This window comes from Streptomyces sp. DSM 40750, assembly GCF_024612035.1.
Taxonomy (GTDB): domain Bacteria; phylum Actinomycetota; class Actinomycetes; order Streptomycetales; family Streptomycetaceae; genus Streptomyces.
In genome coordinates, this window is the sequence record NZ_CP102513.1 from 372001 (window position 1) to 398344 (window position 26344).

Consider the following 26344-nt stretch of genomic DNA (forward strand, 5'->3'; position numbering starts at 1 on the left):
CGCCGGAACGGCTCTCGGGTGAGCGGGGCATCGGCAGTCATGACGTGATCCTGCGGATGCATCACTCCAACAGGACAGCGCCTGACAGAACGCCGTCGGCTGACCTAGCCCGGCCTACGGGGGGGGCGATTCCCCTTTGCCCCGCACGCGAGGGGCCGGACGGCCTCCCGCTATTGCGGTGCGACGGCTTTGACCCAGTCCTCGACGGCGACGACATCTGCCCACTGCGGGAACAGTCTTTCGGTGAGCATCTGGTGCACCTCGGGGTCGGTGTCGAGGCAGGCATCCGCCAGGACGGTGAGGCCGAAGTCCAGGTCAATGGCGTGCCACAGGGTGGACAGCACGACGGCGCTGGTGGCGATGCCGGTGAGAACCAGGCTGTCGATATCGCGAGCCCTGAGCACCAGGTCGAGGTCGCTGCCCGAGAACGCGCTCCCCCGCCTCTTGGTGACCACGACGTCGCCCTGCTGGGGCGCGACGTCGTCATGGATCTCGGTGCCAGGGGAACCCTCGGTGAACAGGCCGGCCCTCACCACGTTTGTCATCACCTTGTTGCGGGGGCTGATTTCTGGATCGCCCGGCCGTAACCCGAGCACCACGTAGATCACGGTGATACCGGCAGCCCGGGCGCCGTCGATCGCCCTGCGCAAGCGCGGCAGATATCCGGAACCGTCATCGGCGATGGCCACGACGTCCCGTTGGACGTCCATCACCAGAAGTGCGCTGTTCGCCATGCCTGCCGTCCCTTCTCCGTTGGGAAACAGGAGCAAGTCTGGTGGATCAACCGAGCTGCGGTGGAGGTTTCGGAGATCCTCATCAGCGTCGCGCCGAAGTGCGCCCATGACCGGTATCAGTTCTCATCGACACTTTCTTGCCCTGTTGTCACCAAGTGCTGTCCAAACTCGGTGACACTGCGGACGCGGAGGTCACGCCAGTTGGCGGTGAGTCCCTGTCCGCGCAGGGACGTGCTGACACCGTCTGCGACCTGGTGCACGGTGAACATGCCCATGCCGATCTTGAGGGACGCGGGGAGCTCGGCCACCAGCTCTTCGTGAACGGTCTTTCCGTCTACCTGCCAGGTTGGTGAAGGGTGTGGTCACCCCGGGATACCGCAGGCGTTCGGTGATCGCGAACACGGTCTCGCCGCTTGTGCACAGGTCGCAGACCCAGCCGTTGACCGGATCGCAGAGCACGAGGGCCGCGAAGCCGTCTCGGTAGTCGTACGGCGTCGCGTTGACCGCGTCGGCCGCGATCGAGGCGGAGAAGGCGATCCTGCCGGCCTCGGGCAAGGTGAAGTCCTCGGTGGAGAGCACGAGGAACTTGCAGTTGTCGGCCATCTGGACGGGATGGCTCTGGGTGAACTTGTCGATGCCAACCCGCACGCCACGATCGCCGAAAGTGATCTTGGCTCCCGGCTCATCGGCGACGAACGTCGTGCCGTCCGGGCAGTGGGAAGCTCAGATGGAACCAACGGGTCACGTCCAGGGCCAGGCCCTCGAAGCCGTCGTAGACGATCTCGTGTCTGATGTCGGTGCTCGTCATGGTTGTGTCTTTGCCTTCGCGCTGACGGTCTGGCTGGGATGGAGGCCGAACCGGCCGGTCTTCACCAGGCCACCGCGCCGTAACGGTCACGGAAGGTCCCGGTCGGCCCGTCCACCCCGATGGTGGCGAGTTCGACAATCGCGTCGGTCCCCTCGGTCACTGTCTGCGGTCCGCGGTGCCCGTTGAAATCGGTCGCGGTGTAGCCGGGTCGGCCGCGTTCACTTTCACGTCCGGCCAGGCCTTCGCGTACTGCGTGGTCAGCATGGTCACGGCAGCCTTCGACGATGTGTAGAGCGGCGCGACGGGCCGCGACTCGACGCGCTCGGCGTCGTGGGTCGCCGCGAACGACCCCATGCCGCTCGACACATTGACGATCACCGGGCTCGCGGACTTGCGCAGCAGGGGCAGGAACGCATGCGTCACCCGGACGAGCCCAATGACATTGACCTCGAACACCGCGCCGGCGTGAGCGGCCGTGATCTGATCGGCGGGGACGTGCGGTTCGTAAACTCCTGCGTTGTTGACCAGGACGTCGATGCCCCCTTCGCGAGCCTCGACGTCGGCGGCGGCCGCGGCCACCGACGCGTCGTCCGTCACGTCGATCTGGACGAAACGGGCACCGAGTGCCTCGGCGGCCGCCTGGCCGCGCTCTGGATCGCGAGCGCCGACGAGGACGGTGTGACCGGCCTCGATCAATCGGCGGGCGGTCTCGTACCCGAGGGACTTGTTGGCTCCTGTGATGAATGTTGTTGTCATGCGTTCACCCTCGGCCAGTGGCGAGAGGAGAACCAGTGCCCTCCGCGACGGTAGGACCGCCAGTACCAGGCGCAACGGCTGTCCAGCGGACACAATGGTCGAGTGGACGAGACCCTTGGCACCGCATTGCGCCGCTGGCGCGACCGGCTTTCCCCCATCGATGTGGGGCGGACTTCACGGCCCGGACGACGTGCGGTGGGGTTGCGACGCGAGGAACTGGCCGACCTCGCAGGGCTGTCGGTCGACTACGTGGTGCGGCTGGAACAGGGGCGCGCCAGGAGCCCTTCGGCGCAGGTCATCGCGAGCCTGGCCAGGGCACTGCAGCTGGAACCCGTGGAGCGCGATCACGCCTATCGGCTGGCCGGCCTCCTCCCGCCACAGGAGGGGACGATCTCTACGCATGTACCAGCGGGGGTCCAACGGATGCTGGCTCGCCTCGGGGAGTTCCCCGTGGGCGTGTTCAGCGCCGACTGGACGTTGCTGTCCTGGACTCCAGCATGGGCAGTGCTGCTGGGCGACCCCAGCGCACGGACACAGGCCGAGCGAAACCTGGTGCGGGCGGTCTTCGCCGCAGGGCCCGGAGGGCTCGCGGCCTGGCCCGTACTCCCGGATGGCGACGCCCTGAACCCCGCCCTCGTCGCCGATCTGCGCATAGCTCTCGTCGACTACCCCCACGACCGTGGACTGATCAACCTTGTCGCGGAACTGCGCTCCACCAGTGCGGAGTTCACCCAGCTGTGGGACGAGGGCGCGGTCGGTCCGCACGTCTCGGCTCGCAAGATCATCGTGCACCCCGAGGTCGGCGAGGTGACGTGCGACTGCGACGTGCTCACCGTCCCAGGCTGCGATATCCGCCTCGTCGTCTACACGGTGGCCGCGGGTTCCGCCGATGCGGAGAAGCTGCAGTTCCTGCGGGTCACGAACGGAGTCCACCCCGACCGCTCCTCGCCTTCGGGGCCCGATCTGTTCTCCACGCCGTGACAACCGGGTGGGCAGGCCCCCGTCCAGCCGCCAGAGGTTGGGGAACCGCAACTTCGAGGGCCGCATCCAGCCCGAAGTCACCATGAACTACCTCCCTTCCCCTCCCCTGGTCATCGCCTGCGCCCTCACCGGCACGATGGACATCGACCTCGCCACCGAACCCCTCGGCCACGCCCATGAGGGGTGACCCCGTCCACCTGCAGGACATCTGGCCCGACCCGAAGGAGATCGCGGCCGTGATGGCCGGGAGTATCGACGCGGCGATGTTCACCGACGCCTGCGCGAACCGTGGTCACCTGATCGCCGAGTCTGACCAGTACCCGCGTCCCGATGATGTCCCGTACGGCTACGGGTTCCCTCGCCATGTCGTCGAGGCAGGGAGGGCGGCGAATGACCCCATCTCGCCGGCCGGCGCCATCACCGTGACCAGCGCAGCGGCCCAATACCTGACTCAAGTCGGCGCGCCCCCAAGGGAGTCCAACACGTACACCTCTCGGCGGGGCAACCACCAGGTGATGATGCGCGGTGTGTTCGCCAATGTCAGGCTGCGCAACCAGGTCGTCCCGGCACCCGTGGCGGCCGGACCCTCAACTTCCTTGCGGCGGGCCGCGAAAGCTCGATCCCCCGAATGGTGCCATCTCCAGGACGGTGTTCGGGCGTGTAGCGCGATTCCGGGCGCACTCCACCCTTGACCCCGCTGGTGAGCGGACATCTGCTGCCGACGCCGCCCTGCAGCCACATGCCCGACGGCTTCCTCAAAGGGGCTGACGCTGTTGCCCTTCTTTCGCCCAGCGCGTCAGGCAGTGGGGCGGTCGAGGAGACGGGCGGCGAATTCGATCGCCCGGTCCGCCCGCGTGCGGTCCCCGGAGACGAGAAGGTCGAGTTGGAGGCCCCGAACCTGTGCGAGGAGGAGGGTGGCCAGAGCGGTGGCGTCCTCCGGCGGCCATCCCTCCGTGATCAGCCGGTCGGCCAAGAGGCGGACCCAGTCGTGGACGAGCGACTGGGCGAGGTCCGTTTCCGGGTCGCGCTTCCGGCCGTAGTGGGTGACCAGTTCGAAGAGGACCAGGAACTGCCGCTGTTCTCGCGGCTCGCAGAGGCGGTTCCACATCTCCTTGAAGAGGTCGGCCATCGAGCGCGCTCCGTGGAGTTCCCCGTCCGAGGTCAGCCGGACGGCCAGATCCGCCCGGATCTTCTCCCCGACGGCCATGATCAGCTCCTCCTTCGAGGAGAAGTGCCGCAGCAGCGTCGCGTGCGTGACGCCGAGCGCCTGGGCCACCGGTCGTAGCGACAGGTCGGTGACACCGTGGTCGAGGACGTACTCAGCTGCCGCGGCCAGCAGTTCGGGGCGCCGGTGCTGGAAACGCAAGCTGCGTCCGTCGACGCGGGGAGAACTCATCGCGACCTTCTCTCACGCTGAGTGAACGAAAGAAAAATTAAGCGTACCACTCGGTTGCCCTAACCAGTTGGTACTGCTACTTTCGGCCGGAACCGCTCTTCGGGCTTTCGTCTCCCCGTCCGGCCCGCTGCGCTTCCCTCTTCGAGCCCTCGAAGGACGACGATGACCGAACAGCAGGACATGACCCTGGCCGACCTCGGCTTCTTCACGGGCGTACCGCAGCACGACCACCTGTGCCGGATGAAGGACCTCCTCAAGTCCCGCGAGATGGCCCCGGCCGCGCGGCCGTACGTCTGGCCGGAGGGGGAGGCGACCGCCCTGCCGGAGACGTACGTCTTCGACGGCGCCTCACGGTCGAGCAAGGAGTTCCTGACCGACACGGACACCGCGGCCGTGCTCGTGCTCATCGACGGAGTCGTCCGGCACGAGAGCTACTTCCTCACCGGCGGACCGGACGTGCAGTGGCTTTCCATGTCGGTGGCCAAGAGCTTCGTCTCCGCGCTCGTCGGCATCGCGGTCGCCGAGGGACACATCGCCGGCATCGACGATCCGATCAGCTCCTACGTACGGGTGGAACCCGGTTCCGCGTATGACGGCGTGTCCATCAAGGACGTACTCCAGATGTCCTCCGGCGCCCGCTGGAACGAGGACTACAGCGACGTCACCTCCGACGTCTACCAGCTCAGCGCCGCCACGATGGGCATCGGCGGCACTCTCGACGACTTCGTCGCCCGCATGGTGCCCGAGAGCGAGCCCGGCACGGTCTGCCGCTACAACTCCGGCGAGACCCAGGTGCTCGGTGCCCTGGTGGCCCTGGCGACCGGCCGCTCGGTCGCCGACTACATGCGGGAAAAGCTGTGCGAGCCCCTGGGCATGACGTCGGCCGGTTACTGGCTGATCGACCCCGCCGGGACGGAGTTCTCGTTCGCCGGGCTCAATCTGACCGCCCGCGACTACGCCAGGATCGGCGAGCTGTACCGCAACGGCGGCAAGTGGCAGGGGAGGCAGATCGTCCCGGCCGAGTGGGTGCGCGACTCGGTCACCGTGACCGCGACGCACCTGGAGCCTGGCCGGCCCCTGGTCGGCGGTCACCAACTCAACCTGGGCTACGGCTACCAGTGGTGGCTCCCTGACGGGGACCGTGGAGAGTTCAGTGCGATCGGCGTGTACAACCAGTTCGTCTATGTCGATCCTGCCGCCCGCACCACCATCGTCAAGCTGTCCGCCAACCGCCGGTACGGGACCTCCACGGAGGAAGCCACCAACCGCGATATGGAGACCGTCGCCTTCCTGCGCGCCATCGCCCGGCAGGACCACTGACACTCACCTCACGAGTGGTCACGCCGAACTGGCGCACAACGTCGTGATCCATGAAGGGCGTACCCATGCTGACCCGCGCGAAGACCACCGATGGTGTGCTGTGCGGCCGGGCCGAGGACGGCCTGACCGTCTTCCGAGGCGTGCGCTACGCCACCTGAGAGCGCTTCGGTCCGCCCCGCGCGGTGCCTTCCTGGAACGGCGAGCGGGACGCCACGGTCGACGGCCCCATCGCCCCGCAGGCTCCGTCCAGGCTGGAGTCCGTGATAGGCGCCCCTGAGCGGCACGAGCAGGGCGAGGACTGCCTGAACCTGACGATCACCACGCCCGGAGTCGATGACCGGGCCAGGCCGGTGCTGGTGTGGTTCCACGGCGGCGCCTGGATCTCGGGCGCCGGATCATGGAAGTGCTAGGGCGGCCACCGGCTGGCCCGTGAGGGCGACGTGGTCGTCGTCTCGGTCGGCTACCGGCTCGGCGTGCTCGGCTATCTGCGTTCACCAGCGATCTCCGAGGGAAATCTCGGCCTCGCCGATCAGCTCGCGGCCCTGCGGTGGGTGCGCGACAACATCGCCGCATTCGGCGGTGACCCGGACACGGTGACCGTGGCGGGCCAGTCCGCGGGAGCCCACACCGTGCAGTGCCTGCCGCGGGAGCCCACACCGTGCAGTGCCTGCTGGGCATGCCGGACGCCGAGCGGCTGTTTCACCGGGCCATAGTTTTCCGCGCAGATATCAGGGTAATCCAGGGGCATCCGTTGGAGCTGACGGAGTGGATCACGGACACGCCAGGAGAGCAGTCGGCGAGTGTCTACAGTCCGCCCTGTTGCCACTGATTGGGGGGATCAGGTCGTGGATGAGTACGCAGAGTTTAGGCAGTTGGCCCGTAAGACGGTGGAGCTGCTTCAGGCGGACCCAAGCAAAAAGAAAAGTAAGGTGTCCGCCGACAACATAGAGGTCGAGGGATGGACCATCGACCACGGCAGCTCATACAGCAAGGAAACACTCTTCTCCAAGGCCCCTGGAGACTTCAAAGAAGTCTGGGGCAACAACGGCGAAATCATCCTCGGCGAGGACGCTGAAATCTACTCTTTCTCCTGGCATAAAGAGGAGAGTGGGTGGCCCACTGTCATGAAGGAGTCGAGTTCGCTGCGCAAGCTGGAGGCTCGGGATCTGGTGGGAGGCAAGGGAAAGCCATTCAGCGAGTACACGAATAAGTTGAACCGGCTCCGTTGGTCCTAGCATCTACGCACGCCCGTTCCCGTTTGCCTGCAAAGTCGCGACGCCCGGACTGCAGATGAGCCCTGCCGTCGAATCCCGACTGGGAGTCATGAAATGTTCAAACTCGTTATTACGGTGCATGGCTCTGGCGACTTGAACGAGACAGGGAGAGCGATTTTCGAGGCGGTTCCGCGCCTTTCGGAGGACCCATGAAGTCCGAGTCAATGACATGATCTTAAGCCGCGTCGGAAGCGCGAGGTACTCGATCCCATCAATGCTCTCTCCAGCCGGGGTTACCGCATAGGAGGGGGTGGTAATGGATCGGTGACCGACTCTGAGTTCGTACAGGCCTTTGCCTCCGCGTATGTGTGACGACCAGTCCGGCGGCAAACGGGTAGAGAGGGGACGGGGACCCACATCGGCGGATAGGGGGAATGCATGCCATCGCTATTGGCGTGGTGAACGCCCAGTGAATCGATGTACGCGACGAGTCGTTGAGGAGGCGTGCGTGTCACAGACGTTGAAGATCACGATTATGGCATTGGCATTGGCTGGAATTGTTTCGACTCCTTTAATATGGTTGCTCGGCAGCCCCAACTCCGGCCAGCTCGTTGGAGCCTCAATCCAGGGTGCCGTTGGCATCGCGGCGTTTGTGTGGGCGCTATTTCAAAACCCCACCAGCCGGGTTGATGACGTGGCTGTACGGACCGGTGAACCTGAAGCTGAAGACGGGGGCAGCGCAGTTACCGGCGTCAAGCGGCCCAAGGGCAGGGGAAGCGGATCGGCGAAGGCCCAGGACACCGGGAAGGCGAAGGCCACCGGCAAAGGAAGCCGAGCTGTCAGCGGCGTCGACTACGAGTGACCCGGCTCGGCCAGAGGGAACGGGGGGCGGCGAATGGTGAAGCGGCGCAGGCGAAGAAGTGAGCCTGGTGCGCAGGCCGACGTCTCCGCGACCGACACCGGCGACACGGTGGCCGGGGCTGGAGGGAAGGCGGTGACCGGCTACTCCGGACCAGCACAGAGAACTGCGGGAACGCCCGTGGTCCCCATAAATGTGTCCGGGACCGGCGACGCGATCGCCGCCACTGGCGGCCTGGCCAACAGCGGCTATATCCACGAGCTGAATGTCGGCACACTCACGATGGTGTTGAAGCGAGGGCCTCGTGAACCGGCTGCATGGCCGCACCAAATCGGATTGATCCCACCGCGGGCGCTGTCCTTCCAGCCTCGAGCGGAGTCGGAGCGTCTGGAGGAGGCGGTACGGGGCGGGGGCACGGCGGTGCTCACCGGTATGGGTGGCGTGGGCAAGACGCAGCTGGCTGCCGACTATGCGCATACCGCTTGGCAGGGCGGCTGCCTGGACGTGTTGGTGTGGATCTCCGCGAGTAACCGCTCGGCAGTGATCTCGGGATACGCGCAGGCCGGCGTCGAGCTGTGCGGGGCCGATGCCTCCGACCCTGAGCAAGCCGCGAGAATGTTCCTGGCGTGGCTCCATCCCAAGGGCGGCACCGACCAGTGCCGATGGCTGATCACCCTGGATGATGTCTCTGCCCCCGCGGATCTGCGCGGCCTGTGGCCGCCGGCAAGCCCGCATGGCCACAGCGTTGTCACCACCCGGCGCCGCGAAGCAGCTCTGTCGGGGCACGGGCGCCATGTGATCGGAGTCGGCCTGTTCACGGAGGCGGAAGCAGTCGCCCACCTCACCTCGTCTCTGGCAGCACACGACCGGCATGAGCCCACAGACCAGCTCGTCGCGCTGGCCTCTGATTTGGGCCACCTGCCCCTCGCCCTCTCCCAGGCCACCGCATATCTGGTCGACGCGGGTCTGGACTGCCGTGTGTACCGCCGCCTGCTTGCCGACCGAGCAAAGACGCTAACCGAGTTGATGCCCGAGACGGGCACCCTGCCCGACGACCAGGAAGTCGCGCTTTCCGCAGCATGGTCCCTATCCATCGAACGCGCCGATCGGATCCACCCCGTCGGGCTCGCACGCCCCATGCTCCAGCTCGCAGCCATGCTGAGCCCCAACGGCATCCCAGGCAGCGTCCTCGGTAGTTCGCCTGCCCTCGCTCATCTCGCGGAGCATCGCGCCCGCACTGCCGGGAGCAGTGGACGATCGCACCAGATCGAGCCGTATGACGCAGTCCTCGCGCTCCGGGTTCTGCATCGGCTCAGCCTGATCAAGCACACCCCTGCCACCGAGAACCAGGCGGTACGCGTACATCAGCTCATCCAGCGGGCCACCCGTGAGAGCCTCCCCTCGGACCAGCACGACGACCTAGCCCGCACCGCAGGCGACGCCCTGGTCGACGCCTGGCCCGAGGTGGAACGGGACAGCGCCCATGCCCAAATCCTGCGGGCCAATACCGAAGCCCTCAATGAGCACGCACCGATGCCTCTCTGGGTGGCCAGGGCGCACCCCGTCCTTTTCCGGGCAGGGAAAAGCCTGGGAGAGGCCGGGCTCATCGACGCCGCCCGTTCCTACTGGCACGAACTCCAAGCCACCGCCTACCGTTCTCTGGGTTCCGATCATCCAGACTCTCTCACCACCTCGCACTACCTCGCCTTCTGGCAGGGGGAGGCGGGCGATGCCGCCGGGGCCGCTGCCGCCTTCGCCGAGCTACTGGGGGATCGGACACGGATCCTGGGCCCCGACCACCCCAGCACCCTCAACACCCGGGCCAACCTCGCCTACCAGCGCGGCGAGGTGGGCGATGCCGCCGGGGCCGCCGCCGCCTTCGCCGAGCTACTGGAGGACCGAATACGGGTCCTGGGTCCCGACCACCCAGACACCCTCATTACGCGGGGCGATGTCGCCGGGTGGCGAGGGACGGCAGGAGACGTCGCCGGGGCCGTCGCTGCCTACGCCGAGCTACTCAAGGACCGGCAGCGAGTCCTGGGCCCCGACCACCCCAACACCCTCAACACCCGGGGGAACCTCGCCTACTGGCGGGGAGAAGCGGGGGACGCCGCCGGCGCCCTGAGCGCGTACACCGAACTGCTGGAGGACCGACTTCGCGTCCTTGGGCCCGACCACCCACACACCCTCACCAGTCGGCACAATGTCGCTCGGTGGCGCGGGGAAATGGGGGACGCCAAAAGAGCCACCACGGAATTCGCCGAACTATTGAAGGACCGGCTGCGGATTCTCGGCCCCGACCACCCCCGCACTCTCAAAACCAGGTCAAACCTCGCCCGATGGCAGGGAGAGGCCGGTGACCCGGAGGGCGCCGCCAGCGCATTCGCCGAGCTGTTGACCGACGCACTGCGCGTCTTGGGGCCCGACCACCCGGAGACGCTCAAAATCCGCGCATCCCTTGCCCGATGGCAGAGGTGACTGCAGATTGAAAGGCCGTCCGCGCCACCCGCACCGTCTCCGCCGGAACCTCTCCGGGTTCCTCCGGCCGCATCGACACCCGACACCCTCCCCAAACAACAACGTCGGCTTCCAGGACCACAACCGGGTCCTGAAAGCCGACGTCACGCCGGGCCCGAATTGACCAACGGCGTCACCATGAGGTGGACGGGCCTCTTCGCGTACTGCGCATGCTCGTGCGGGTTGCGGTTGCGTCTTCACGCAACACCCGCGTTATTAGATGGCGGCCTTCTTCGCGCCGGAGAACGCGGCGAATGCGCCGATGGCGAGAAACAGGAAGGTCATCGCGTCGGCCGACTTGCTCCAGTCCTTGGTCAACCCGTCGAAGTGCTCGGTGAACAGCGTAGTCGCGGAGACACCGAGTTCGTCGGCGCCTGATGGTCAGCCAGTCCCGGGCCTCGGCGAACTTCCTCAGGTCGGTGGCCTTGTGGACGTTGAGGTTGTCCCAGATGAGCACGATCGGGCCGCCGAGCTGCTGATGGGCGGCGATCAGCAGGTCCCGGTAGTCGCGCCAGGAGAAGCTCTTGCGTCCGTCCCGTCTGCCCTCGTCCCGGCGTGGCCGGTAAATCAGTGGGAGCGGTGGCCAGGTTTGTAGCAGGTCAGCGCCGCGATGGATATCCGTCTGCGGGAACGGCCGCGGACCCGCACGATGGGGGTCCGGCCGCGCTGTGACCAGGTCTTCGCCTGCGGCGGCGTCATGGAGAATCCGGCCTCGTCCTCGAAGACGAGCCAGGCTCCACTCACCGCCGCGAGTCTTCCGCGCACGGCCACACCTCCTTGACCCACCCGGCCACCGCCTCGTCGTCCCGCTCGATCGCGCGTCGGGCTGGCACTTGGCACGACCAGCCATTACGTACCAGGAGCTTGCGCACACCCTGGATCGTGCAGGTCAGGTGGAAGCGCTGGCCGATCACCGTCTTGACCCGCGCCAGCGTCCACCGCTGGTCCTCCCAGCCGTGCGCGGCCGGCCCCTTGGCCAGCTCCGCCTCCAACTGCGCGAACTGCTTCTCGTTCAGCCTCGGCAGCGAGGCAGGTCCCTGCGACCGCAGAGCGCGCGGACCGCCCTCGTCCCAAGCCTGCCGCCACCGCTGCACCGAGCGGACACTGACCCGCAGGTCCTTGGCGATCACCGAGCTCGCCTCACCCTGGGCGAACCTCTCGGCCGCCTTGAGCCGTAACTCCTCACGGAACTGCTGCCGTTCGGCGGTCAGCCCGCCCCCTTGTGGATACCGCATGCACCGGTGATACCGCACGAGCGACGAGCCGTCAGCCCATACGACTCCACGAGTTCAACCTCAGTAGCGGTAGTTCGTTAAATCCGGAGGTAGAGATCAAGGCCGTGTCCGGTGGTGACCGCGTCGATCAGGGCCTGGAGTTCGGAGGGTGGGTCTCTGTCCGTCCAGGATCGCCACCATCGGTTCAGGGTGGTGGCAGGGGTGAGCCAGGCGCGGACCGAACGTAATGCCTTGGGCCAGCAGGGCAGTTGGGGTTCGGTTGGTCCCCCTCTCTGGCCCCTCGTCGGGGCACGGGTCCGGGGCGGTGTCATCCAGGGGTCCGGGTGGGGCGAACCACTGGTCCCAGCAGAAGGAGAAGGCGCAGTTGACCAGGGTCTGGTGGCGGCGGATGGCGCGGTCGGAACGGACCTGGAAGTCGGCCCAGCCGAGTTCGTCCTTGATCTGTTTGTAGCTCTGCTCGATCCACGGCCGCAGGCCGTAGAGGCGGACGATCTCGGCGAGGTCGGCCGGCGGATGCGGGCTGGTGGCGGCGTGGGGTGCGTCGGGGTGGGGCAGGTTGGTGGCCAGGTACCAGGTGGCCTTCTCCGGCAGCCGGGCTGGGTCGGTGGTGGCCACGACCAGACGGCAGGGCGAGTCGGGACCGTAGCCGCCCAATCGGGCATCGGCGGCCCACCAGGTCTCGGTGTGCCCGTCGCGGAAGTGACGCTCCACGGCCGTCCAGTCGCCGGGGCGTCTGGCATCGAGCCAGGTCAGGGCGTGGGCGGCCTCGATCGGGGTGTGCGGCTGGTCGGCCGGAGCCCAGGTGCCACGGTGCGGCTTGAGCGCGACCACGTAGGCCAGGCCGGCCTCGCGCAGTGCGAGGTACCAGTCGTCGCTGACGGAATAGGCGCAGTCGGCGACCACGGCCCGGCAGCCGAAGCCCGCCTCCTTCCCGCGGGCCGCGAGAGCGGCGGACAGCTGTGGTTTCGTGCGGAAGGCGGGATCGGACCGGCCGCGGGCGAAGTGGTGGGCAGGGGTGTAGGGGTGCGCGTGCAGCGGGTAGTAGACGCGGCCGTCGGTCCACACCGTGGTCACCGTGACGATGCCGTTGTCCGTCTTGCCCAGCCGGCCCAGCCACTGCCGGCCCACATTCGCGGTCGCGGTGCCGTCCTTGCGGTCCCCGGAGTCGTCGATCACGATGACCCCGCCGTCGTGCGGAGCCGTCGCCCGCTCCTCGCACAGCAGTTCAAGCCGCCGGTCGTTGATCTGCTCGGCCTCCCAGGGCGACTCGGACAGGAAGAACTGCAGCCGCTGCACCCCCGGCATCCCCGCACCGGCCACCGGCTCTGCCCCTGCCAGGCAGGTGATCGTCTTGTTCCGCTCCCGCGGCGCCAGCAGCCCGGTCAGATACTCACGAAACCCCCGCCGCTGGGCCAGACTGAAGAAGAGGTCGTCGAACCGAGCCGCGTAGTCCTCCAACGGTCCCGGCGCGGGCGGACACGGACGGCGAGCAGTCATCTTCAGCCCCAGCCAGGCAGTTGGCTCACACCACCGGCCTAAGACCAACCCGACCCGTCGTCGAACAGGCTCTTGCCGGTGCGTCCGCAGACACGTTGGGAAGTTGCCGCCGGTCGGGCTCCGGACGCCGGTGGGCAGGTGACCGTGGATCTGGACGGAGGCCTGGTCGTCGACCCACGCGGACAAGCAGGATGCCGCCCGGACCTGGAAAACCTACGGTGACCACCCGCTGATGGGGTTCGTCGACCACGGGCCGCCGCGAGACCGGCGAACCCGTCGCCGCTCTGCTCAGGCCTGGGAACGCGGGCTCGAACACTGCCGCCGACCAGTGCCGCGCGCCGCCATCACCAGCTGCGCGTACGTGCCGAGATACCGGGCGAGGTCCGCGGGATGCATGGCCTGGATCTTCGATCGTCCTTGTCGTCCCACTCCCGCGCGCCCAGCACGTTCCACGACAGGATGCACAACTGCACGCAGCGCCGCCCGGAGCCCTCGGGGTCACGGAAGGCACGCGCCCGAACCCGCCCTGGGTGAGCTGCAGTTCGGCCTTCTTGATGCCTTCCCCCGGGCTGAGCGGGCCTTCGGTGACTCGCAGAGGCAGGGGGAAGGTCGAGTCGTTATGTCCGCAGGCTTCTGAAAGCTGTTTCTGTACCTCTTTCCGCAGATGACGCAGGCGTGGAGTCTGCCCGCACTGCGGCGCCGCCGCGGTGTCCGCCAGGACACGGCATGCCGCCGTCATCCGGTGGACTCGGGGTACAGCAGGCCAGCGAGGTTGAAGTGGTGTGCGCCATCGGCGTCCAGGCCCTCGGCGGAGCCCGGGACGAACACGACCTGGGGGTTCTTGCCACGGGTCGAGGCGACCAAGTCGTCGCGGCCGTCGCCGTTCACGTCGAGGAGCGGGGCATGCGGGGCGAACTGCGCGCTCGACGGCCTGGTGCGCTTCGCGTCGTACGGAAGCCCGACGTCCTTCGTCACGATCGACCGGAGGTTCACTCGGTCCGCGTGGGCGACGTCCCGCACCTCGAAGACGACACCTTGCCACCAGTTCGCCCCGTAGGCGCCGGTGACCGCGTCGAGGCGGCCGTCGCCGTCCACGTCGCCAGTGCTCCCACCGCGGTTGCCGGGGTCGGTGAGCTGGCCGGGGGCGAGGCCCGGCAGGTCGTGGAAGGTGGCGACGGGGTCTGTGGCGCCGCCACGCAAGACGTCGAGCGTGCGGTCGTCCCCGTAGCCGCCGAAGACTACGCTCCAAGTGCCGGACGCGGAACGGGGTAGCGGCCGAGCTCCCGCCCAGGACCTCGCCGCGGACGGACCGTCCTCCCCGCCGAGCAGCAACGTGCCACCGGAGACGACCGGAGCGCTCGGGTCGTCGCTCTCCGGGTCCGTAGTGGCGAAGTCGAGCAGCAAGTCCGCGGTGTCGTCACCGCCGTAGTCCCCAGCCCGCACTCTGTAGGGGACGCCTTCTTCGGAATGCGGTCCTGCCGCCTCGCGCCGTGCTGCGGGGCGGCCAGAGCGGTCGAACGGCCCCTTGTACCAGACGACTTCGGGCCCGGTGGCGCCGCCGGGACGGGCCAGATCCGTGCTGCCGTCACCGTCGAAGTCTCCGAGTGCGGGAGGTGTCTTGGCCATCGTGGTTGTCTTGCCTGTATTGGTCGTCGTGCTCAAAGACAGGTCGACGGGCCGGGAGAGCCCCTCGGCTCCGCCCCACAGCACACGGACGACGCCGCTCTCCGTCGCCATCAGCAGATCGGTGAACCCGTCGTCGTCCAGGTCGGCGCGAAGGGGATGCGGGCGGGCCAAGGCGTCCGACGCGGACGCGGGCACATCGGTGCGTACGTCGGCATGCGGCCCGTTCGCCCCTCCGTACAGAACTGTCAGACCGGAGCGGGTCCACACCACCGGGTCCCCGAACCCGTCCCCGTTGAAGTCGTCCGGGTCCGGATACGCCGAGGCGCGTCCTGCGGTCGGCTTCGCCCCCGGCCCGGATGCCGCTTTCTCCAGCCACCACAGCACGGCTGCGGCGACGAGCAGCAGGGCGCAGGGGAAGGCCCACAGTCGAGTTGATCGTCTCTGCACGGTGTTAGGACCTCGGACGAGCGCAGAAGGTTGCGCTCAGTCGATAATCATCCGTTGAGAACCAGGGCTCCGGGTACGCCGCGTGACGGTGACGAGATCGCGTGCCCAGTCGGCCGGGCACGCCGCGTTGCGTTGATCGAGTTGGGCCCGCTCCGCGGGCCTCGTACGGTCCTGCGGGCGGTTCGAACTGATGCCGATGCGGAGGACGCGTACACGTAGGGGAATGCGTGGGGGCACACATTTACGGGGTCTGTGGATCGGCCTGCATTTCAAGATAGGGATGACCATCGCCGCGACGGCGGCGGTGTCGGCAACGCTGACCCGCGCGTCCATCCCGGTGCTCGTATCGGAAGACCGCCGTGACAGCGTCCTCGCCGAGTACCAGGCGGCCGCACAGCAATACCGGGCCTCCGGAGGCCCGGACACTACCGGCCTCGAAGTCGACCCGACGATCGTGCCGGAGGACCGGCGCCGCGCCGTCCTACCTGGCGGTGCCAGGTCGGCCACCCATCTGGTCAAGGACAAGACGGGAACCATCGCCTGGGCCGCGGGCCGTGGTGAACACGGAAGACTGCTGGCCCTCCGCCGCGACTATTTCCCAGCCCCTCTCCGAGGATCTGGAAGCGGTCACCCGGAACGCTGCCGTCATCGGCGCGCTCCTCGAGGAACGCCGGGTGCGCGGGCGGGCGGCGCGGGACGCCAGCGCGCTGACCTGCCGTGGTCGGGCCCGTGGTCGGGCCCATGGTCGGGGCGACGGTCAGGGCGTGTCGCCGGAGTAGTAGAAGCGGCACATCACACCCGGGCCGGGCGTGCGGGGTTCGCTCGGGTGCGGGTCGTACAGCGCGCGGCCGCCGGGCCACCGCGACAGCTCGGTGGGCAGAGCGGCGCCGTCGTCGACTTCCTCCGGTCGCCATCCCGTGATGTCCAGCAGCAGTCCGTCCAGCGGCCCGCCCATGAGCGCGGCGTACGTCCGGTGCGGCACCGGGCCGGGGTCGGGGTCGTCGTGGTCGTGGCCGTACACCCGGCCGCGCAGCAGCTGCTCGTCTCCGTTCATCCGACCAGCCTTCCAGCCGCCACTGACATTGACGGGCCCGCGGTGCTCACCGGGCCTTCGGACAGCGAGGCCAGTGAGGCCGGCGAGGTGTCGTAGCGCGCCGACCTGCCGTGGTCGGGGTGATGGTCCGGCGTGGTCGGGCCCATGGTCGGGAGCGCACACGCCGCTCGGTTTACGGACGGAGGGGCTGGGTGGAAGGCATGGGTCTGTGACGTGGACGCTGCCGGAACCGATGCTCGCCGCCCCTGTGCCCGACCCGGTGCTGCTGCCCGGGTGGGCGGGCGAGCCGAAGTGGGATGGTTCTCCAGACACTCAGATGTGTCTCACCTCCTGGTGCCGTCGTTTCAGGAGCCTGTGCGCGAGGGTGGCCACGGAAGTTCGGGCGCGTTGTTCGTCGTACACATGACGATGTGCGACCCGTTCCAGGTGAAGGCGATCGGTACGTCGCGCGGGGTTCCGTCCTTGGCGAGGTAAGACAGGCGGGTCACGTCACGGGCCAGCAGCTCCTGGCTGATCGGGCGGTTCAGAACCTCGATGACCTCGTTCGGCTGCATGGTTCGGTTCCTCCTTCTCAGCGCAGTTGCTCGGCCAGTCCGACGATGATGCCCTCCGGGCCGCGGACGTAGCAGAGCAGATGGCTGTCCTCGAACCGGGCGATCTCGCCGACGAGTTCGGCGCCGTGAGGGCGCAGACGGGCAACGGTGTCCTCGATGTCGTCGACGGCGAACATGACGCGGTGCGTGCCCAGAATGTTGTGCGGCCGGTTGCGCGGCCCGGCGCTGATCACCGCGGGGCTGCGGTACTTCGCCAGCTCGAGCCGGCTGTGACCGTCCGGGGTCCGGAGCATCGCGATGTCACAGCGGACGCCGTCGAGTCCGGTGCACTGGTCGGCGACGAGGCCCTCGACCTCCGCCCTGCCCTCCAGCTCCATACCGAGTTCCACGAAGAACGCGATGGCGGCATCCATGTCTTCGATGACGATGCCGACGTTGTCCATCCGCTGAATCGCCATGCCGGTTTCTCCCTCTTCCTCGTGCGGCCGGTGGTGGCCGCTGATGTCCCTGGGACGGAGCCGGTGGCACGTTCTCGACATCCGCAGACCGCCGAACTCCGAAAAATCTGGATCGCGCCTCAGCACCGCTACAGCAGACCGCGAGCCGGGCGCCACCACCGAGGGTGAGTACGGCACAGGTGGCCACTCCCATGAAGACGATCAGCCGTAGCGTGCCGTCGCCGCTTTTCCGTGCTTCCTCGACGATTCGCAGCGTGCGCGCTTGAGCATTGCGCCTCCCCCATTTACCCCATTGATTGACGGTGCCGGGCCACCCTTGGCGGGTGGAGTTCCCCGTGCCGTTCGCCCTCGCCGCACCCGTCCGGGCCCGCGCGGCGCCGGCGCGAGCTGTGGGCCGCGCTGGCCCCGCTGGGCCCGAGCATCCGTGGACGGGAACGTGGCGACATCGCGGCGGCGGGGTGACCGATGCGTCGGCGCCTGATGACTCATGAGAGATCAGGGATTCTGGAGAACGACGGGTGGCAGGCCCTGGTCTCGGTGGATGCCGGGCGGGTGGTGCTGCGCTCACGGAGGGGTACGGACCTGCTCGCGTCGTTCCCGGAGATCGAGGCCGGGAGCAGGAAGTTGCCGGATTCCACGGCGCTGGACGGGGAGCTGATCGTGTGGGGAGTCCGAGCGTCTCGCGTTCGAGCGTCTCCAGGCCGGCTGCAACGGCGCGGCTCCGCGGCGGCCCGGCTCGCCGATCTGTGGCCTGCCCACTTCGTCGCCTTCGGCCTGGTGCGCCTCGGGCACGGCCACCATGGCGTGGCCGTACCGGCGGCGCCGGGCCGCACTGGAGGATCTGTTCACCGAGCACACGCTGACGGCACCGTGGGCGCTGTGCCCGTCGGCCACCGAGGCCGACACGGTGAACGAGTGGCTGTCGTGGTCGGCGGTGGGCCTGGAGGGGATCGTCTTCAAGCGGCTTGACAGCCGGCATGAGCCGTCGGCGCGCGGATGGCGCAAGTACAAGGTGCGCGAAACGCAGGAGGCGATCGTCGGCGCGTTCACCGGACCTTTGACGGCGCCGCGGACTCTGCTGCTGGGGCGTTTCGACAAGGGCGGGCGGCCGCAGTACACCGGCCGCACCCCCACGCTGCCGCAAACGGCCGGCCATGCTCTCGCACCGCTGTTGGCCCCGGCCGGAAGCGAGCGCCCGTGGACGAGCTGGACGTTCTCTGCGGGGTGGGGCACGAGGAGACCTTGAGTGTCACCCTTGTGCGGCCCGAGCTGGTGGTGGAAGTCGGCGTCGACGTCACCCGGGACAGTGCCGGGCGTTGGCGGCACCCGGCCCGCAGGTACCGCGCCCGCCCCGACCTCTCCCCCGGCGACGTCGAACGCTTCGGCAACCCCGGATAGCCGACGCTGCCGCCTGTGCTCCGCGTGCCTTCGGCAGCGCAGCCAGGGTGCGGCGGTCCTCGCCGTGGCCGAAGGACCCGCACACCGGCTGATCGGGCTGTGCGGCAGGGTCGTGGTCGCCCGGCAGATCTCAGCTGAAGACCCACGATGGGGGGTGCAGAGACCGGTTACTGGCATTTCTGCGTGGCACGGGGCGCGTGCATGGGTTCGGTCGACTCCGTGGCGGGCACGGCAGGCGGGTGGGCCGGGCAGCGGCCGGGGCGGCGGGCGTTCGGGCGGCGGGCGTTCGGGCGGCGTCGGATCCTATCCAGCGCTGCCAGCATGCCGCTACCGCCGTCTCCCCGCTCAGCGCCCAGGCGACCGGCTCGACCATCTCCCAGCGTGGCAGGCGTTTGCCGTTGAGCATCTCCGAGGTGGTTCCCTCGCGCACGGTGGCCTGCGGGTAGCGGCGTCGGCTGCGCCGCACGAGCTGCGCATAGCTGGTTCCTACCCGCCTCGCGGTGCGGCTGCTGTAACCACACGGCGAAGGCAGCGACCGGGTCGGGCTGCCCACCAGCATGTTCGCTGTCATTCACAGTCCTTTGCGCCGAGCGTCGACCGTGGCTGACTGGTCGGCACAGCCGCACATCCACGCGGCACCGTACCGCCCGCTCCAGGGGCCCCCTTGGTCATGACGGCACTCGCCTATACCAGCGCAACCCCCGCCCTGGCCGCCGGTCGGCTGGTCGCCACCGCCCTCGCTCTCATCACCCCCGCACGCCGCGCGGACGCCCTGGACGGCCCTATCGCTTCGGCAAAGGCAGCTACACGGTGAACAACGGAAACGGGGGCGGGCTGGACGCGCGCACCGCGCTGCTGCTGCTCGTCGGCGGGATCGGTACGAACATCGCGTTCCTCCAGCCCACCTTCGGCGTCGCCCTCATCGTGGGCATCGGCGTGATGACCATCCTCCACTTCCTGCTCAAACACTGATGAGGGACTCGTTAGTGTCTGTTCTGTGCCTCGATGCCGCAGGACAGCGCCGCGAGGACGCGCATCGACCTCGGGTAGGCTGCCCAGATCGATCGTCGCAGCCGTAAGACCCGCAGGGGCCGAACGGAACACGCATCCGCAGCGTCTGAGGAACATGAACGTGTCGCGCCAAGCCGCTGTACTGCTCCTGAGCGCCGGGCTGTTCCTCGGCTGCTCCTCCTCGTCCGACAGCCCAGGCACCGAGGGATACACCGGTCCTACCCTGCCCGCCCGGACCGTCACGGAGGGCAAGTGGCAGGAAGGGCCCGCAAAGCCCAAGCAGCACAAGCCGTATCAGTACGACATCTATACGCACTGCGGGATCAAGTGGGTTAAGTTCGGCGGCCGTTGGTGGGTCCTCGACTCCGTGTTCCCCGGTGTCGAGCAGGTCAAGGGGGAACCGCCCTCCCAGGAAAGCCAGAGACTCGCCGGCTACATGACCCTGATCGGGCCGGACACGGCCAACTTCGATGCGGCCGGGATGCCCACGATGCAATTCGTACCGACCGAGCACGAGCCGCCGGGCTGCGCCTGAAGCGTGGTGCCTGGTGCCTGGTGCCTGGTGCCTGGTGCCTGGTGCCTGGTGCCTGGTGCCTGGTGCCTGGTGCCTGGTGCCTGGTGCCGTGATCACACAGCCTGAACGGGGCAGTCTCCCTGTCCAACCATGCGGCCGAGGGCGAGGTTGTCCATGCCGACGACGGCCTGGACGGCGCGAGGCCGGCTGCGGCACCGGCGGCATCTCCAGCCCGGCCCCTCCAGAACGCGAGGTAGCCCGGGTAGTGAGGGTGTCGGGGTGGTCCGAGCCGAGGATCCGTAACTGGTCGGGCAGGAGTTCGGCGAGGTCGGCTGCGGCAGCGGCGGCGTCCCCTGCCTCGCCTCGCCATCGTGCGAGGTTGTGGCGGGTGGTGAGCGTGCCGGGGTGGTCCTCACCCAGCACCCGCACCACATGCTGCAGTAACTGGGCGAACTCGTCCGCGGCTCCGGCCGCATCTCCCGCTTCCCCCCGCCACCGGGCAAAGTTGCCCCGGGCGGTCAGAGTGTCGGGGTGGTCGGGGCCGAGGTGGGACGTGGTCGTGTCGGTGAGGTGCTGGTAGTGGCTGGTCGGTCTGGCTCTCGGTGTCCTGCTCCCCCGCCGCCGGCTTCGTGGCAGCGGTGGAATTCGCTGTGCCGTGTGCCGTCTTCTAATACGTGGTAAAGGCAATCGACTATTACGTCGTAAGGGCCATCGACCAGCTCAACGCCTTGCCGAGCCCCGGCTGACCCGCCCCACCGATCCGCACCGCCACACCGGGAAAGTGGAACACTGCGCTCACCCGACGCGACAACCGGGCCGTGGACCTGCCCCAGCGCCGAAAAAGGACCGCACCTCGCAACACAGAGTCCCCGTCAGCACACCAACGAGGACTCATGAACGTTCTGCGTTTGACGATGGCCCGCCACGGGGCTGCACTGGATTCATGGATGCTGCGCGACTCCGTTCTAGGGAGAGCAGCGATGACAACCATGGAAACGTTCAACCTTCTGCAGCCGTACAAGATCGCCGAGGAGACGTTCGTCATCCCGTGGGCCCTCGAGGCCCCGCCGGTCGGCCACTTCCCGATGAACTCGATGGTGATCCGCGGAGCAGAACCGGTCCTCGTGGACACCGGGGCGCCCGCAGTGCGCTCCCAGTGGCTGGAGGCAGCCTGGTCCGTCGTGGATCCCCTGGACGTACGGTGGATCTTCCTCACCCACGACGACCGCGACCACGCCGGCAACCTCCTGGCGGTCCTCGCCGAATGCCCGAACGCGACCCTGCTGACGACATGGTTCTCCATCGGCCGTATGGCCGAGGAGTGGGAGACCCCCGTCAATCGGTGCCGCTTCATGACCGACGGCGACACGATCGACGCGGGCGACCGCACCCTGGTCGCCAAACGACCGCCCCTGTACGACAACCCCACGACCCGCGCCCTCTTCGACCCCAAGACCAACGTCCTGTGGGCCGTCGACACCTTCGCCACGAACGTACCCACCCCGATGCCGGACGTAGCGGCGCTGTCCGCGGACGAATTCCACGACGGCCAATTCTTCGGCGGACGCCTGGTCTCGCCCTGGGTCGCGTTGCTGGACACCCAGAAGTTCGGGAGGGTCGTGGACGACTTCCAACGCCTGAACGCCGAGGTCATCGCTGGCTGCCACTGCCCGGTCCTCCGCGGAGCCCAGATCCCCGAGGCCTATGACCTCCTCCGCCAGCTCCCCGGAATCCCCCCGTGGGCAGAGTTCACCCAGGCCGACCTGGACCAGTGGATGGCGGTCGCCGAGAGCTCGGTACCACCGGAACAACCACGACCGTCGGGGACGTGACTGTGGCCGTGGCCCTCTAGGTGTGCTGTCCGACAGCTTGGTGACGCGGCTGGCAGGGGCAGGGCTGCAGGACGCTTTCCTCGGGCGTCCCGCAGCCGCTTTAGCCGCTCGGGGTTCCTCGGGTCGTGGGTGGGCAGAGGCAGCGCCGTTGGCCAGGTGGCCGGCCTCGGCAGGCCGCCAGGCGGGGCGTTCGCCAGCTCATGTCGCCAGGGCCAGCTGGCGGCGATCCGCAGGTGGAGCGGCGGCCTCCGCGGGTGATGCGGGCGGCTGGATGCAGCAGCCGGTAGCAAGGTGGCGCTGATCTGGAAGTGGCGGGAGGGGGAACGTCCGAAGTCGGTGGTCTTGCCACAGCTGATGCGGACCTCGACGCGGGCGCCCGCCCGGTGGGCGGACCTCCAGATGCTGCAGGGAGCCTTCGCCGGGAGGGGTGTCGGTGAGGAGGACCTGGTGGCGCATGCCCCCGTCCAGATCGAACGAGGACAATCGCTGCACGTGCCAGGTTCCCCACCACATCCCCAGCTCAAGAGGCACTTCCGCGTTTCCGCTCAGGATCCGGACGCCGAGCCGCAAGTGAAAGGCGGAGGTCAGGGCTAGTCCGCGATCTTCACCCACGCCAGGTAGGAGGCGCTTCCCAGGAAGGTGTTCCCCTCTTCCTGGATTTCGGACCCCCCTTCGACGCCGCCGAACAGCCTCGCCTGCACCCGGACCGTCTTCGACCCTTGCCCCGGGGTCACCTCGACGAGTCGGCGATCGCGCAGATCCGCGTGGTGACGTCGAAATACGCGGCCATGCGCCCCATCGCCACAACGACCGCCCCGTGGGCGTTGCCGCCCAACCGCTCTACGGTTCCCGCCCGGCCGCACGCACTAAAGCCGGAGATCTTGTGACGGAGCCTGCGTGGCATCGTTGACCGGGCATGATGCTGGGTGTGACGGCTGAGCAGATAGCCCGGGGGATGTCGGGCTGTCCTCATCCTCATTGACCGGTTCGTTAGGGTATGTGTTCAATCGGCCGGAGCCCCGGGCCGTGTTCGCGCAGTTCATTGCGGGGCTGCTGGCGGCGCTATCGAAGAAGAACGGCTGGACGCTGTCGGAGCATGCCGGGCACGTGACCGCGAAACCGGATGCAGTGGCTGCTCAACGGCTCGGTGGGGACGCCGACCGGCTGAGTGACGCGGTCCGCGATTACGTCATCACGCATCTGGGCGGCGAAGACGCCTCACCCGTCATCGATGACACCCGGGCTCAGAAGAAGGGCACCAAGTCGGTAGGGGTGACCTTCCAGCGCTGTGGGCTGACCAGCGATGCGCAACTGCCAGACCATCGCCACCAAGCCCGACCGGGCCATCACGATGCCCGAGCAGGCCCGCGCGACCCACGTGCCGTTCTCCTGGGTGCCGGCTGACGCCGGCTACGGCCGTGACCCGCAGCTTCGGGCCTGGTGCGACGGGCGGAAGGTGCCGTACGTGTTCGGCGTCCCGGTCGACCTCCCGATCGCCGGCCCGCCGGACAAGCCGCGCCAGCCGGCCGTGAAGCGCGCCGATGACTTGCTCCACTGCGCGAAGGTCCGTGACCAGTGGAACGCCGCTCCTGCGGCGACGGCGCCAAGGGCGAGCGTCTCTACGACTGGACGACCTTCGCCGTGCAGGTCAAAGACGAGAAACCGGCCGATGGCTTCACGCACTGGCTGGTGCTGCGACGGTCCCTGCACCCCGACCGACGCGGCAAGGACGGACAACTCCACTGCGAGATCGCCTACCTCCTCGTCCACATCCCCGCCGGCACCACGGTCCTGGGAACATCGCCAGGGCCGGTGGCCGCTGGCAGATCGAGGAGGACAACAAGATCAACAAGCAGCTCGTCGGCCTGACCCAGCCTCAGGTCCGCAAGTGGACCCCCGGCACCGCCACGTCACTGCCTGCACGCCGGCCACCGCATTCCTCGCCGTCCTGCGTGCCGCCATCCCCGAACCCGACCCGGGGGTTGCCGGAGTTCAGGGTCAGACCGGCACGGCCGCCCTGCGGGGTGGTGGTGTTCAGCGCCGGGCTGCCACGGCTGCCGCGGCCGCGGCCAGGATTCGGTGCAGGACGGGGACCGGGATCGCCGGATTGGTGACCGCCGCGCATGCCGTGTCGCGGTCGTGCAGCAGCCCGGCAAGGACGCGGGCCGGCAGCCGCAGATTGCGCATCGCGGCCCCGCGGACGTGGGCCGCTGGGTCGTTCAGCAGCCGCACCGCGTCGGCCGGTGACAGCCGGGTGTCCTCGGCCGCGCGGCGGCGCACCTCGGCTTCTGGGTCGCGGGCGAGACGTGCGACGTCGGCAGGCGTGGACTCCGGATCGTCCAGAGCCAGGCGGCGCATTCGCTCACCGGGGTCGTCGGCGTAGCGCAGCAGGCCCGTAAGGGGGAAGTTGGGGTGGCTGCGGGGGCGGTCGGGGTGAGTGAAGCTGCCGTCCCACCAGCGCCAGACCTCCAGCAGCATCTCGGCCGGCGCGTCATCGCACGATTCGGCGAGGAACAGGCGGACCGTCCGGTCCTCGTCCCGCGCCAGACGCTCCACGACGTCCGGTGGAAGATGCCGGGCACGGGCCACGCTTCGGCGGATGAGCGGATGGGACGATACGGCGAGGCGGCGCATCGCGTCGGCGTCACCGTGCAGGCCCTCGACCCAGGGCAGAGTGCGCGACATCGACGTCGGGTCGAAGTCGTAGCGCACCTCGGCACGCTGCTCCTCGTCGAGGTCGGGCCGCAGTGCCACCGCCGAGCGGATGTCGTCGTATGGGTCCTCCGCCAGGACGGCGACGCTGTGTGCACTGAGCCGCGGGTTGGCGGCCAGCGCTCGGCGTACCTCTGCGTCCCCGTCCCGGACCAGCTCCATCTCCAGCTCGGGCGAGAGACGGCACTGTTCGAGCGCGCGCCGGGGCGCGGGCAGCGCGGCAAAGACCTCGCGAGGCATGGGGACGCCGGTGTGGTGGGCGAGCAGCGCCGCCGTACGCACCGTGTCGTCGGTGTCGGCCAGCAGCCGCGCCCGCAGCGGCGCGGCGAGGTCTTCCCACCGGGCGCAGGCAGTCGCCCGCACCCGGGGATCGGCGTCGGCCGCGAGGCTGGGGAGGTGGTGTGCGGGGAGCCCCGGGAGTTCGGCGGCCTGAGCGCGGGACGGGCCGGCGAGGAGGTCGTCGTAAAGGTCCCCGGGGAGTTCGACGCCCCAGGCGCAGGCATGCTCGGCCCAGAGCACGCGCCGGCTCGGCGACGGTTCGGCGCGGACCAGGCGTACCCACTGATCGGACGTGAGTTTGGGCCGGAAGGTGTCCGCGGGCCCCGAGCGCACCCGCGGATCGGGATGCGCCACGGCGGCGTCGAGTACGGCGGGCCGGTCGCAGCCGTGCAGGAATCCCGTCTCCACATCCAGCAGCCGGATCAGCAGCTCGTCCGGCGCGGCCGGATTGGACCCGATCCCCTCCGCCCAGTGCAAAGGCCATGCCGGCCGGCCGGGCACCGCTGCCCACACCTCGGCGCGCTCGACCTCCGTCTCGCGCCCGGCGGCCTCGGCGGCCTCCTCCAGCCGCTCCGGCAGTCGGTCGAGGGCCGTCACCCGAGGCCCGTCCGAGCCGGGCACCTCCGCCAGTAGCACCTGCCCGTCGAGGGAGAGCGCCACGAACCCGGGGTCGCCGGTCAGCCCCGGCACACCGCCGCCGGCGTAGCGGACCCGGGTCCACCAGGAGTCGTTGCCGCCGATCCGATGTCCGAGGACGGCCACCAGGAACTCGCCGTCGGCATCTGCGAGGCGGCGCCACCACGCGGCGTCGAGCGCCTCCCGGACCGCGCCGTCCGGCGCCGCGATCCCCCGCGCGATCCGCCAGCCGGCCTCCGGCGGGAACAGGCTGCCCGGGCGCATGTCCTCGACGACCGTGAGTCCGGCGCACGGGAGCAGTTCGTGGAGTTCCTCTCGGTGTTGCACGCGGTCATGATCCACGCCGACTCGCGGTGGGACAAGGCCCTCAGCCCAGGCGCAACCGGCCCTCACCCGCGTACACGTCATTGGCTGCGATGTCGTTCGGCCCCGCCCGGGCGGCTCGAGTTGGCCCCACTGGAAGGTCGATGTCGAGCACCTCCACATCCGCCTGCTGCGCGTACCGA

Annotated in this window: 25 protein-coding genes and 6 pseudogenes; 16 read left to right on the top strand and 15 right to left on the bottom strand. The window is 68.6% G+C overall.

The features are described 5' to 3' along the window. Positions 1-170 precede the first annotated feature (170 nt). The 5 genes and pseudogenes from JIX55_RS01785 to JIX55_RS01800 form a co-directional block, all read right to left on the bottom strand. A complete protein-coding gene (locus JIX55_RS01785) occupies positions 171-734 on the bottom strand; it encodes a cysteine hydrolase family protein (RefSeq protein WP_257569183.1) in 564 nt (187 codons plus the stop codon). Between the two features lie 116 nt (positions 735-850). Further along, on the bottom strand, positions 851-994 hold the full coding sequence (locus JIX55_RS51300) for a hypothetical protein (protein WP_443046687.1): 144 nt from the start codon (positions 992-994) through the stop codon (positions 851-853). Next, complete coding sequence (locus tag JIX55_RS01790; RefSeq protein ID WP_257561437.1) at positions 927-1382, bottom strand: DUF6081 family protein; 456 nt, start codon at positions 1380-1382, stop codon at positions 927-929. The genes JIX55_RS51300 and JIX55_RS01790 overlap by 68 nt, the downstream gene beginning before the upstream one ends. Positions 1383-1416: 34 nt before the next feature. Continuing rightward, a complete protein-coding gene (locus JIX55_RS01795) occupies positions 1417-1542 on the bottom strand; it encodes a hypothetical protein (RefSeq protein WP_257561438.1) in 126 nt (41 codons plus the stop codon). A gap of 61 nt (positions 1543-1603) precedes the next feature. Next, a pseudogene (locus JIX55_RS01800) lies at positions 1604-2298 on the bottom strand (SDR family NAD(P)-dependent oxidoreductase). Between the two features lie 102 nt (positions 2299-2400). Between JIX55_RS01800 and JIX55_RS01805 the strand changes: the two are divergent. The 3 genes from JIX55_RS01805 to JIX55_RS01815 are packed head-to-tail and all read left to right on the top strand — an operon-like array spanning position 2401 to position 3971. Next, positions 2401-3279, top strand: a complete 879-nt coding sequence (locus JIX55_RS01805; RefSeq protein ID WP_257561439.1) for a helix-turn-helix domain-containing protein — start codon at positions 2401-2403, stop codon at positions 3277-3279. A gap of 37 nt (positions 3280-3316) precedes the next feature. Continuing rightward, positions 3317-3466 carry an aconitase family protein gene (locus tag JIX55_RS01810; RefSeq protein ID WP_257561440.1) on the top strand — a complete coding sequence of 50 codons (150 nt, stop codon included), beginning with the start codon at positions 3317-3319 and terminating at the stop codon, positions 3464-3466. Then, positions 3456-3971 carry a hypothetical protein gene (locus tag JIX55_RS01815; RefSeq protein ID WP_257561442.1) on the top strand — a complete coding sequence of 172 codons (516 nt, stop codon included), beginning with the start codon at positions 3456-3458 and terminating at the stop codon, positions 3969-3971. Before JIX55_RS01810 ends, JIX55_RS01815 begins: the two co-directional genes overlap by 11 nt. 104 nt (positions 3972-4075) lie before the next feature. Here JIX55_RS01815 and JIX55_RS01820 read toward each other — a convergent pair whose 3' ends face one another. Continuing rightward, positions 4076-4675 (bottom strand): TetR/AcrR family transcriptional regulator, encoded by a 600-nt coding sequence (locus JIX55_RS01820; protein ID WP_257561443.1) that lies wholly within the window; start codon positions 4673-4675, stop codon positions 4076-4078. A 162-nt stretch (positions 4676-4837) separates the two neighbouring features. Here JIX55_RS01820 and JIX55_RS01825 point away from each other — a divergent pair, with 162 nt between their 5' ends. From JIX55_RS01825 to JIX55_RS01845, 5 genes and pseudogenes are all read left to right on the top strand, one after another. Beyond that, positions 4838-5995, top strand: coding sequence for a serine hydrolase domain-containing protein (locus JIX55_RS01825; protein WP_257561444.1), 1158 nt, complete (start codon positions 4838-4840; stop codon positions 5993-5995). A gap of 173 nt (positions 5996-6168) precedes the next feature. Further along, positions 6169-6708, top strand: a pseudogene (locus tag JIX55_RS01830) (carboxylesterase family protein); the annotation flags it as partial. 132 nt (positions 6709-6840) lie between these two features. Further along, complete coding sequence (locus JIX55_RS01835) at positions 6841-7230, top strand: hypothetical protein (protein WP_257561445.1); 390 nt, start codon at positions 6841-6843, stop codon at positions 7228-7230. Positions 7231-7744: 514 nt separating this feature from the next. Next, on the top strand, positions 7745-8071 hold the full coding sequence (locus JIX55_RS01840) for a hypothetical protein (protein ID WP_443046688.1): 327 nt from the start codon (positions 7745-7747) through the stop codon (positions 8069-8071). 132 nt (positions 8072-8203) lie between these two features. Continuing rightward, positions 8204-10546 carry a tetratricopeptide repeat protein gene (locus tag JIX55_RS01845; RefSeq protein ID WP_257561448.1) on the top strand — a complete coding sequence of 781 codons (2343 nt, stop codon included), beginning with the start codon at positions 8204-8206 and terminating at the stop codon, positions 10544-10546. A 415-nt stretch (positions 10547-10961) separates the two neighbouring features. Here the strand turns inward: JIX55_RS01845 and JIX55_RS51305 are convergent. Both JIX55_RS51305 and JIX55_RS01860 read right to left on the bottom strand, forming a co-directional pair. Continuing rightward, a pseudogene (locus JIX55_RS51305) lies at positions 10962-11820 on the bottom strand (IS630 family transposase); the annotation flags it as partial. A gap of 96 nt (positions 11821-11916) precedes the next feature. Further along, positions 11917-13317, bottom strand: a complete 1401-nt coding sequence (locus JIX55_RS01860; RefSeq protein WP_257561450.1) for an IS701 family transposase — start codon at positions 13315-13317, stop codon at positions 11917-11919. Positions 13318-13428: 111 nt separating this feature from the next. On the opposite strand from JIX55_RS01860, the pseudogene JIX55_RS01865 reads away from it, so the two are divergent. Continuing rightward, positions 13429-13643, top strand: a pseudogene (locus tag JIX55_RS01865) (transposase); the annotation flags it as partial. A gap of 409 nt (positions 13644-14052) precedes the next feature. On the opposite strand, the gene JIX55_RS01870 reads toward JIX55_RS01865, so the two are convergent. The 4 genes from JIX55_RS01870 to JIX55_RS01885 form a co-directional block, all read right to left on the bottom strand. Further along, the gene (locus JIX55_RS01870; RefSeq protein WP_257561451.1) at positions 14053-15390 is read right to left on the bottom strand and encodes an FG-GAP repeat domain-containing protein; all 1338 of its coding nucleotides are present in this window, start codon (positions 15388-15390) and stop codon (positions 14053-14055) included. 757 nt (positions 15391-16147) lie between these two features. Beyond that, positions 16148-16444, bottom strand: a complete 297-nt coding sequence (locus JIX55_RS01875; RefSeq protein ID WP_257561452.1) for a hypothetical protein — start codon at positions 16442-16444, stop codon at positions 16148-16150. Positions 16445-16788: 344 nt separating this feature from the next. Beyond that, entirely contained in the window at positions 16789-16998 is a 210-nt protein-coding gene (locus JIX55_RS01880; protein ID WP_257561453.1) for a hypothetical protein, read from the bottom strand. A 17-nt stretch (positions 16999-17015) separates the two neighbouring features. Then, positions 17016-17456 carry a VOC family protein gene (locus tag JIX55_RS01885; protein ID WP_257561454.1) on the bottom strand — a complete coding sequence of 147 codons (441 nt, stop codon included), beginning with the start codon at positions 17454-17456 and terminating at the stop codon, positions 17016-17018. Between the two features lie 799 nt (positions 17457-18255). On the opposite strand from JIX55_RS01885, the gene JIX55_RS01890 reads away from it, so the two are divergent. From JIX55_RS01890 to JIX55_RS01905, 4 genes are all read left to right on the top strand, one after another. Beyond that, positions 18256-18702 carry an ATP-dependent DNA ligase gene (locus JIX55_RS01890; protein WP_257561455.1) on the top strand — a complete coding sequence of 149 codons (447 nt, stop codon included), beginning with the start codon at positions 18256-18258 and terminating at the stop codon, positions 18700-18702. Continuing rightward, positions 18699-18854 (top strand): ATP-dependent DNA ligase, encoded by a 156-nt coding sequence (locus tag JIX55_RS01895; RefSeq protein ID WP_257561457.1) that lies wholly within the window; start codon positions 18699-18701, stop codon positions 18852-18854. The genes JIX55_RS01890 and JIX55_RS01895 overlap by 4 nt, the downstream gene beginning before the upstream one ends. 810 nt (positions 18855-19664) lie before the next feature. Continuing rightward, positions 19665-19826: a hypothetical protein gene (locus tag JIX55_RS01900; RefSeq protein ID WP_257561458.1), complete on the top strand. Its 162-nt coding sequence runs from the start codon at positions 19665-19667 to the stop codon at positions 19824-19826. Positions 19827-19980: 154 nt separating this feature from the next. Then, positions 19981-20400 (top strand): hypothetical protein, encoded by a 420-nt coding sequence (locus JIX55_RS01905; RefSeq protein WP_257561459.1) that lies wholly within the window; start codon positions 19981-19983, stop codon positions 20398-20400. 312 nt (positions 20401-20712) lie between these two features. Here the strand turns inward: JIX55_RS01905 and JIX55_RS01910 are convergent. Further along, positions 20713-20811, bottom strand: a pseudogene (locus JIX55_RS01910) (tetratricopeptide repeat protein); the annotation flags it as partial. Positions 20812-21359: 548 nt separating this feature from the next. Between JIX55_RS01910 and JIX55_RS01915 the strand changes: the two are divergent. Next, the gene (locus JIX55_RS01915) at positions 21360-22211 is read left to right on the top strand and encodes an MBL fold metallo-hydrolase (protein WP_257561461.1); all 852 of its coding nucleotides are present in this window, start codon (positions 21360-21362) and stop codon (positions 22209-22211) included. Between the two features lie 128 nt (positions 22212-22339). On the opposite strand, the pseudogene JIX55_RS51310 reads toward JIX55_RS01915, so the two are convergent. Further along, a pseudogene (locus JIX55_RS51310) lies at positions 22340-22697 on the bottom strand (IS1380 family transposase); the annotation flags it as partial. A gap of 540 nt (positions 22698-23237) precedes the next feature. Here JIX55_RS51310 and JIX55_RS01925 point away from each other — a divergent pair. Continuing rightward, a complete protein-coding gene (locus JIX55_RS01925) occupies positions 23238-23615 on the top strand; it encodes a transposase (protein ID WP_443046343.1) in 378 nt (125 codons plus the stop codon). A 171-nt stretch (positions 23616-23786) separates the two neighbouring features. Then, on the top strand, positions 23787-24080 hold the full coding sequence (locus JIX55_RS01930; protein WP_257561462.1) for a hypothetical protein: 294 nt from the start codon (positions 23787-23789) through the stop codon (positions 24078-24080). Positions 24081-24245: 165 nt separating this feature from the next. Here JIX55_RS01930 and JIX55_RS01935 read toward each other — a convergent pair whose 3' ends face one another. After that, positions 24246-26165 (bottom strand): hypothetical protein, encoded by a 1920-nt coding sequence (locus JIX55_RS01935; RefSeq protein ID WP_257561463.1) that lies wholly within the window; start codon positions 26163-26165, stop codon positions 24246-24248. Positions 26166-26344: the final 179 nt, after the last annotated feature.

Excerpts from the sequence above, each read along its gene's own strand:
- JIX55_RS01915 (WP_257561461.1), top strand. The coding sequence starts at position 21,360 with ATGACAACCATGGAAACGTTCAACCTTCTGCAGCCGTACAAGATCGCC.
- JIX55_RS01880 (WP_257561453.1), bottom strand. The coding sequence starts at position 16,998 with ATGCAGCCGAACGAGGTCATCGAGGTTCTGAACCGCCCGATCAGCCAG.
- JIX55_RS01885 (WP_257561454.1), bottom strand. The coding sequence starts at position 17,456 with ATGGCGATTCAGCGGATGGACAACGTCGGCATCGTCATCGAAGACATG.
- JIX55_RS01875 (WP_257561452.1), bottom strand. The coding sequence starts at position 16,444 with ATGAACGGAGACGAGCAGCTGCTGCGCGGCCGGGTGTACGGCCACGAC.
- JIX55_RS01825 (WP_257561444.1), top strand. The coding sequence starts at position 4,838 with ATGACCGAACAGCAGGACATGACCCTGGCCGACCTCGGCTTCTTCACG.
- JIX55_RS01795 (WP_257561438.1), bottom strand. The coding sequence starts at position 1,542 with ATGACGAGCACCGACATCAGACACGAGATCGTCTACGACGGCTTCGAG.
- JIX55_RS01905 (WP_257561459.1), top strand. The coding sequence starts at position 19,981 with ATGAACGTGTCGCGCCAAGCCGCTGTACTGCTCCTGAGCGCCGGGCTG.
- JIX55_RS01820 (WP_257561443.1), bottom strand. The coding sequence starts at position 4,675 with ATGAGTTCTCCCCGCGTCGACGGACGCAGCTTGCGTTTCCAGCACCGG.
- JIX55_RS01840 (WP_443046688.1), top strand. The coding sequence starts at position 7,745 with ATGGCATTGGCATTGGCTGGAATTGTTTCGACTCCTTTAATATGGTTG.
- JIX55_RS01860 (WP_257561450.1), bottom strand. The coding sequence starts at position 13,317 with ATGACTGCTCGCCGTCCGTGTCCGCCCGCGCCGGGACCGTTGGAGGAC.
- JIX55_RS01890 (WP_257561455.1), top strand. The coding sequence starts at position 18,256 with ATGGCGTGGCCGTACCGGCGGCGCCGGGCCGCACTGGAGGATCTGTTC.
- JIX55_RS01815 (WP_257561442.1), top strand. The coding sequence starts at position 3,456 with ATGAGGGGTGACCCCGTCCACCTGCAGGACATCTGGCCCGACCCGAAG.
- JIX55_RS01785 (WP_257569183.1), bottom strand. The coding sequence starts at position 734 with ATGGCGAACAGCGCACTTCTGGTGATGGACGTCCAACGGGACGTCGTG.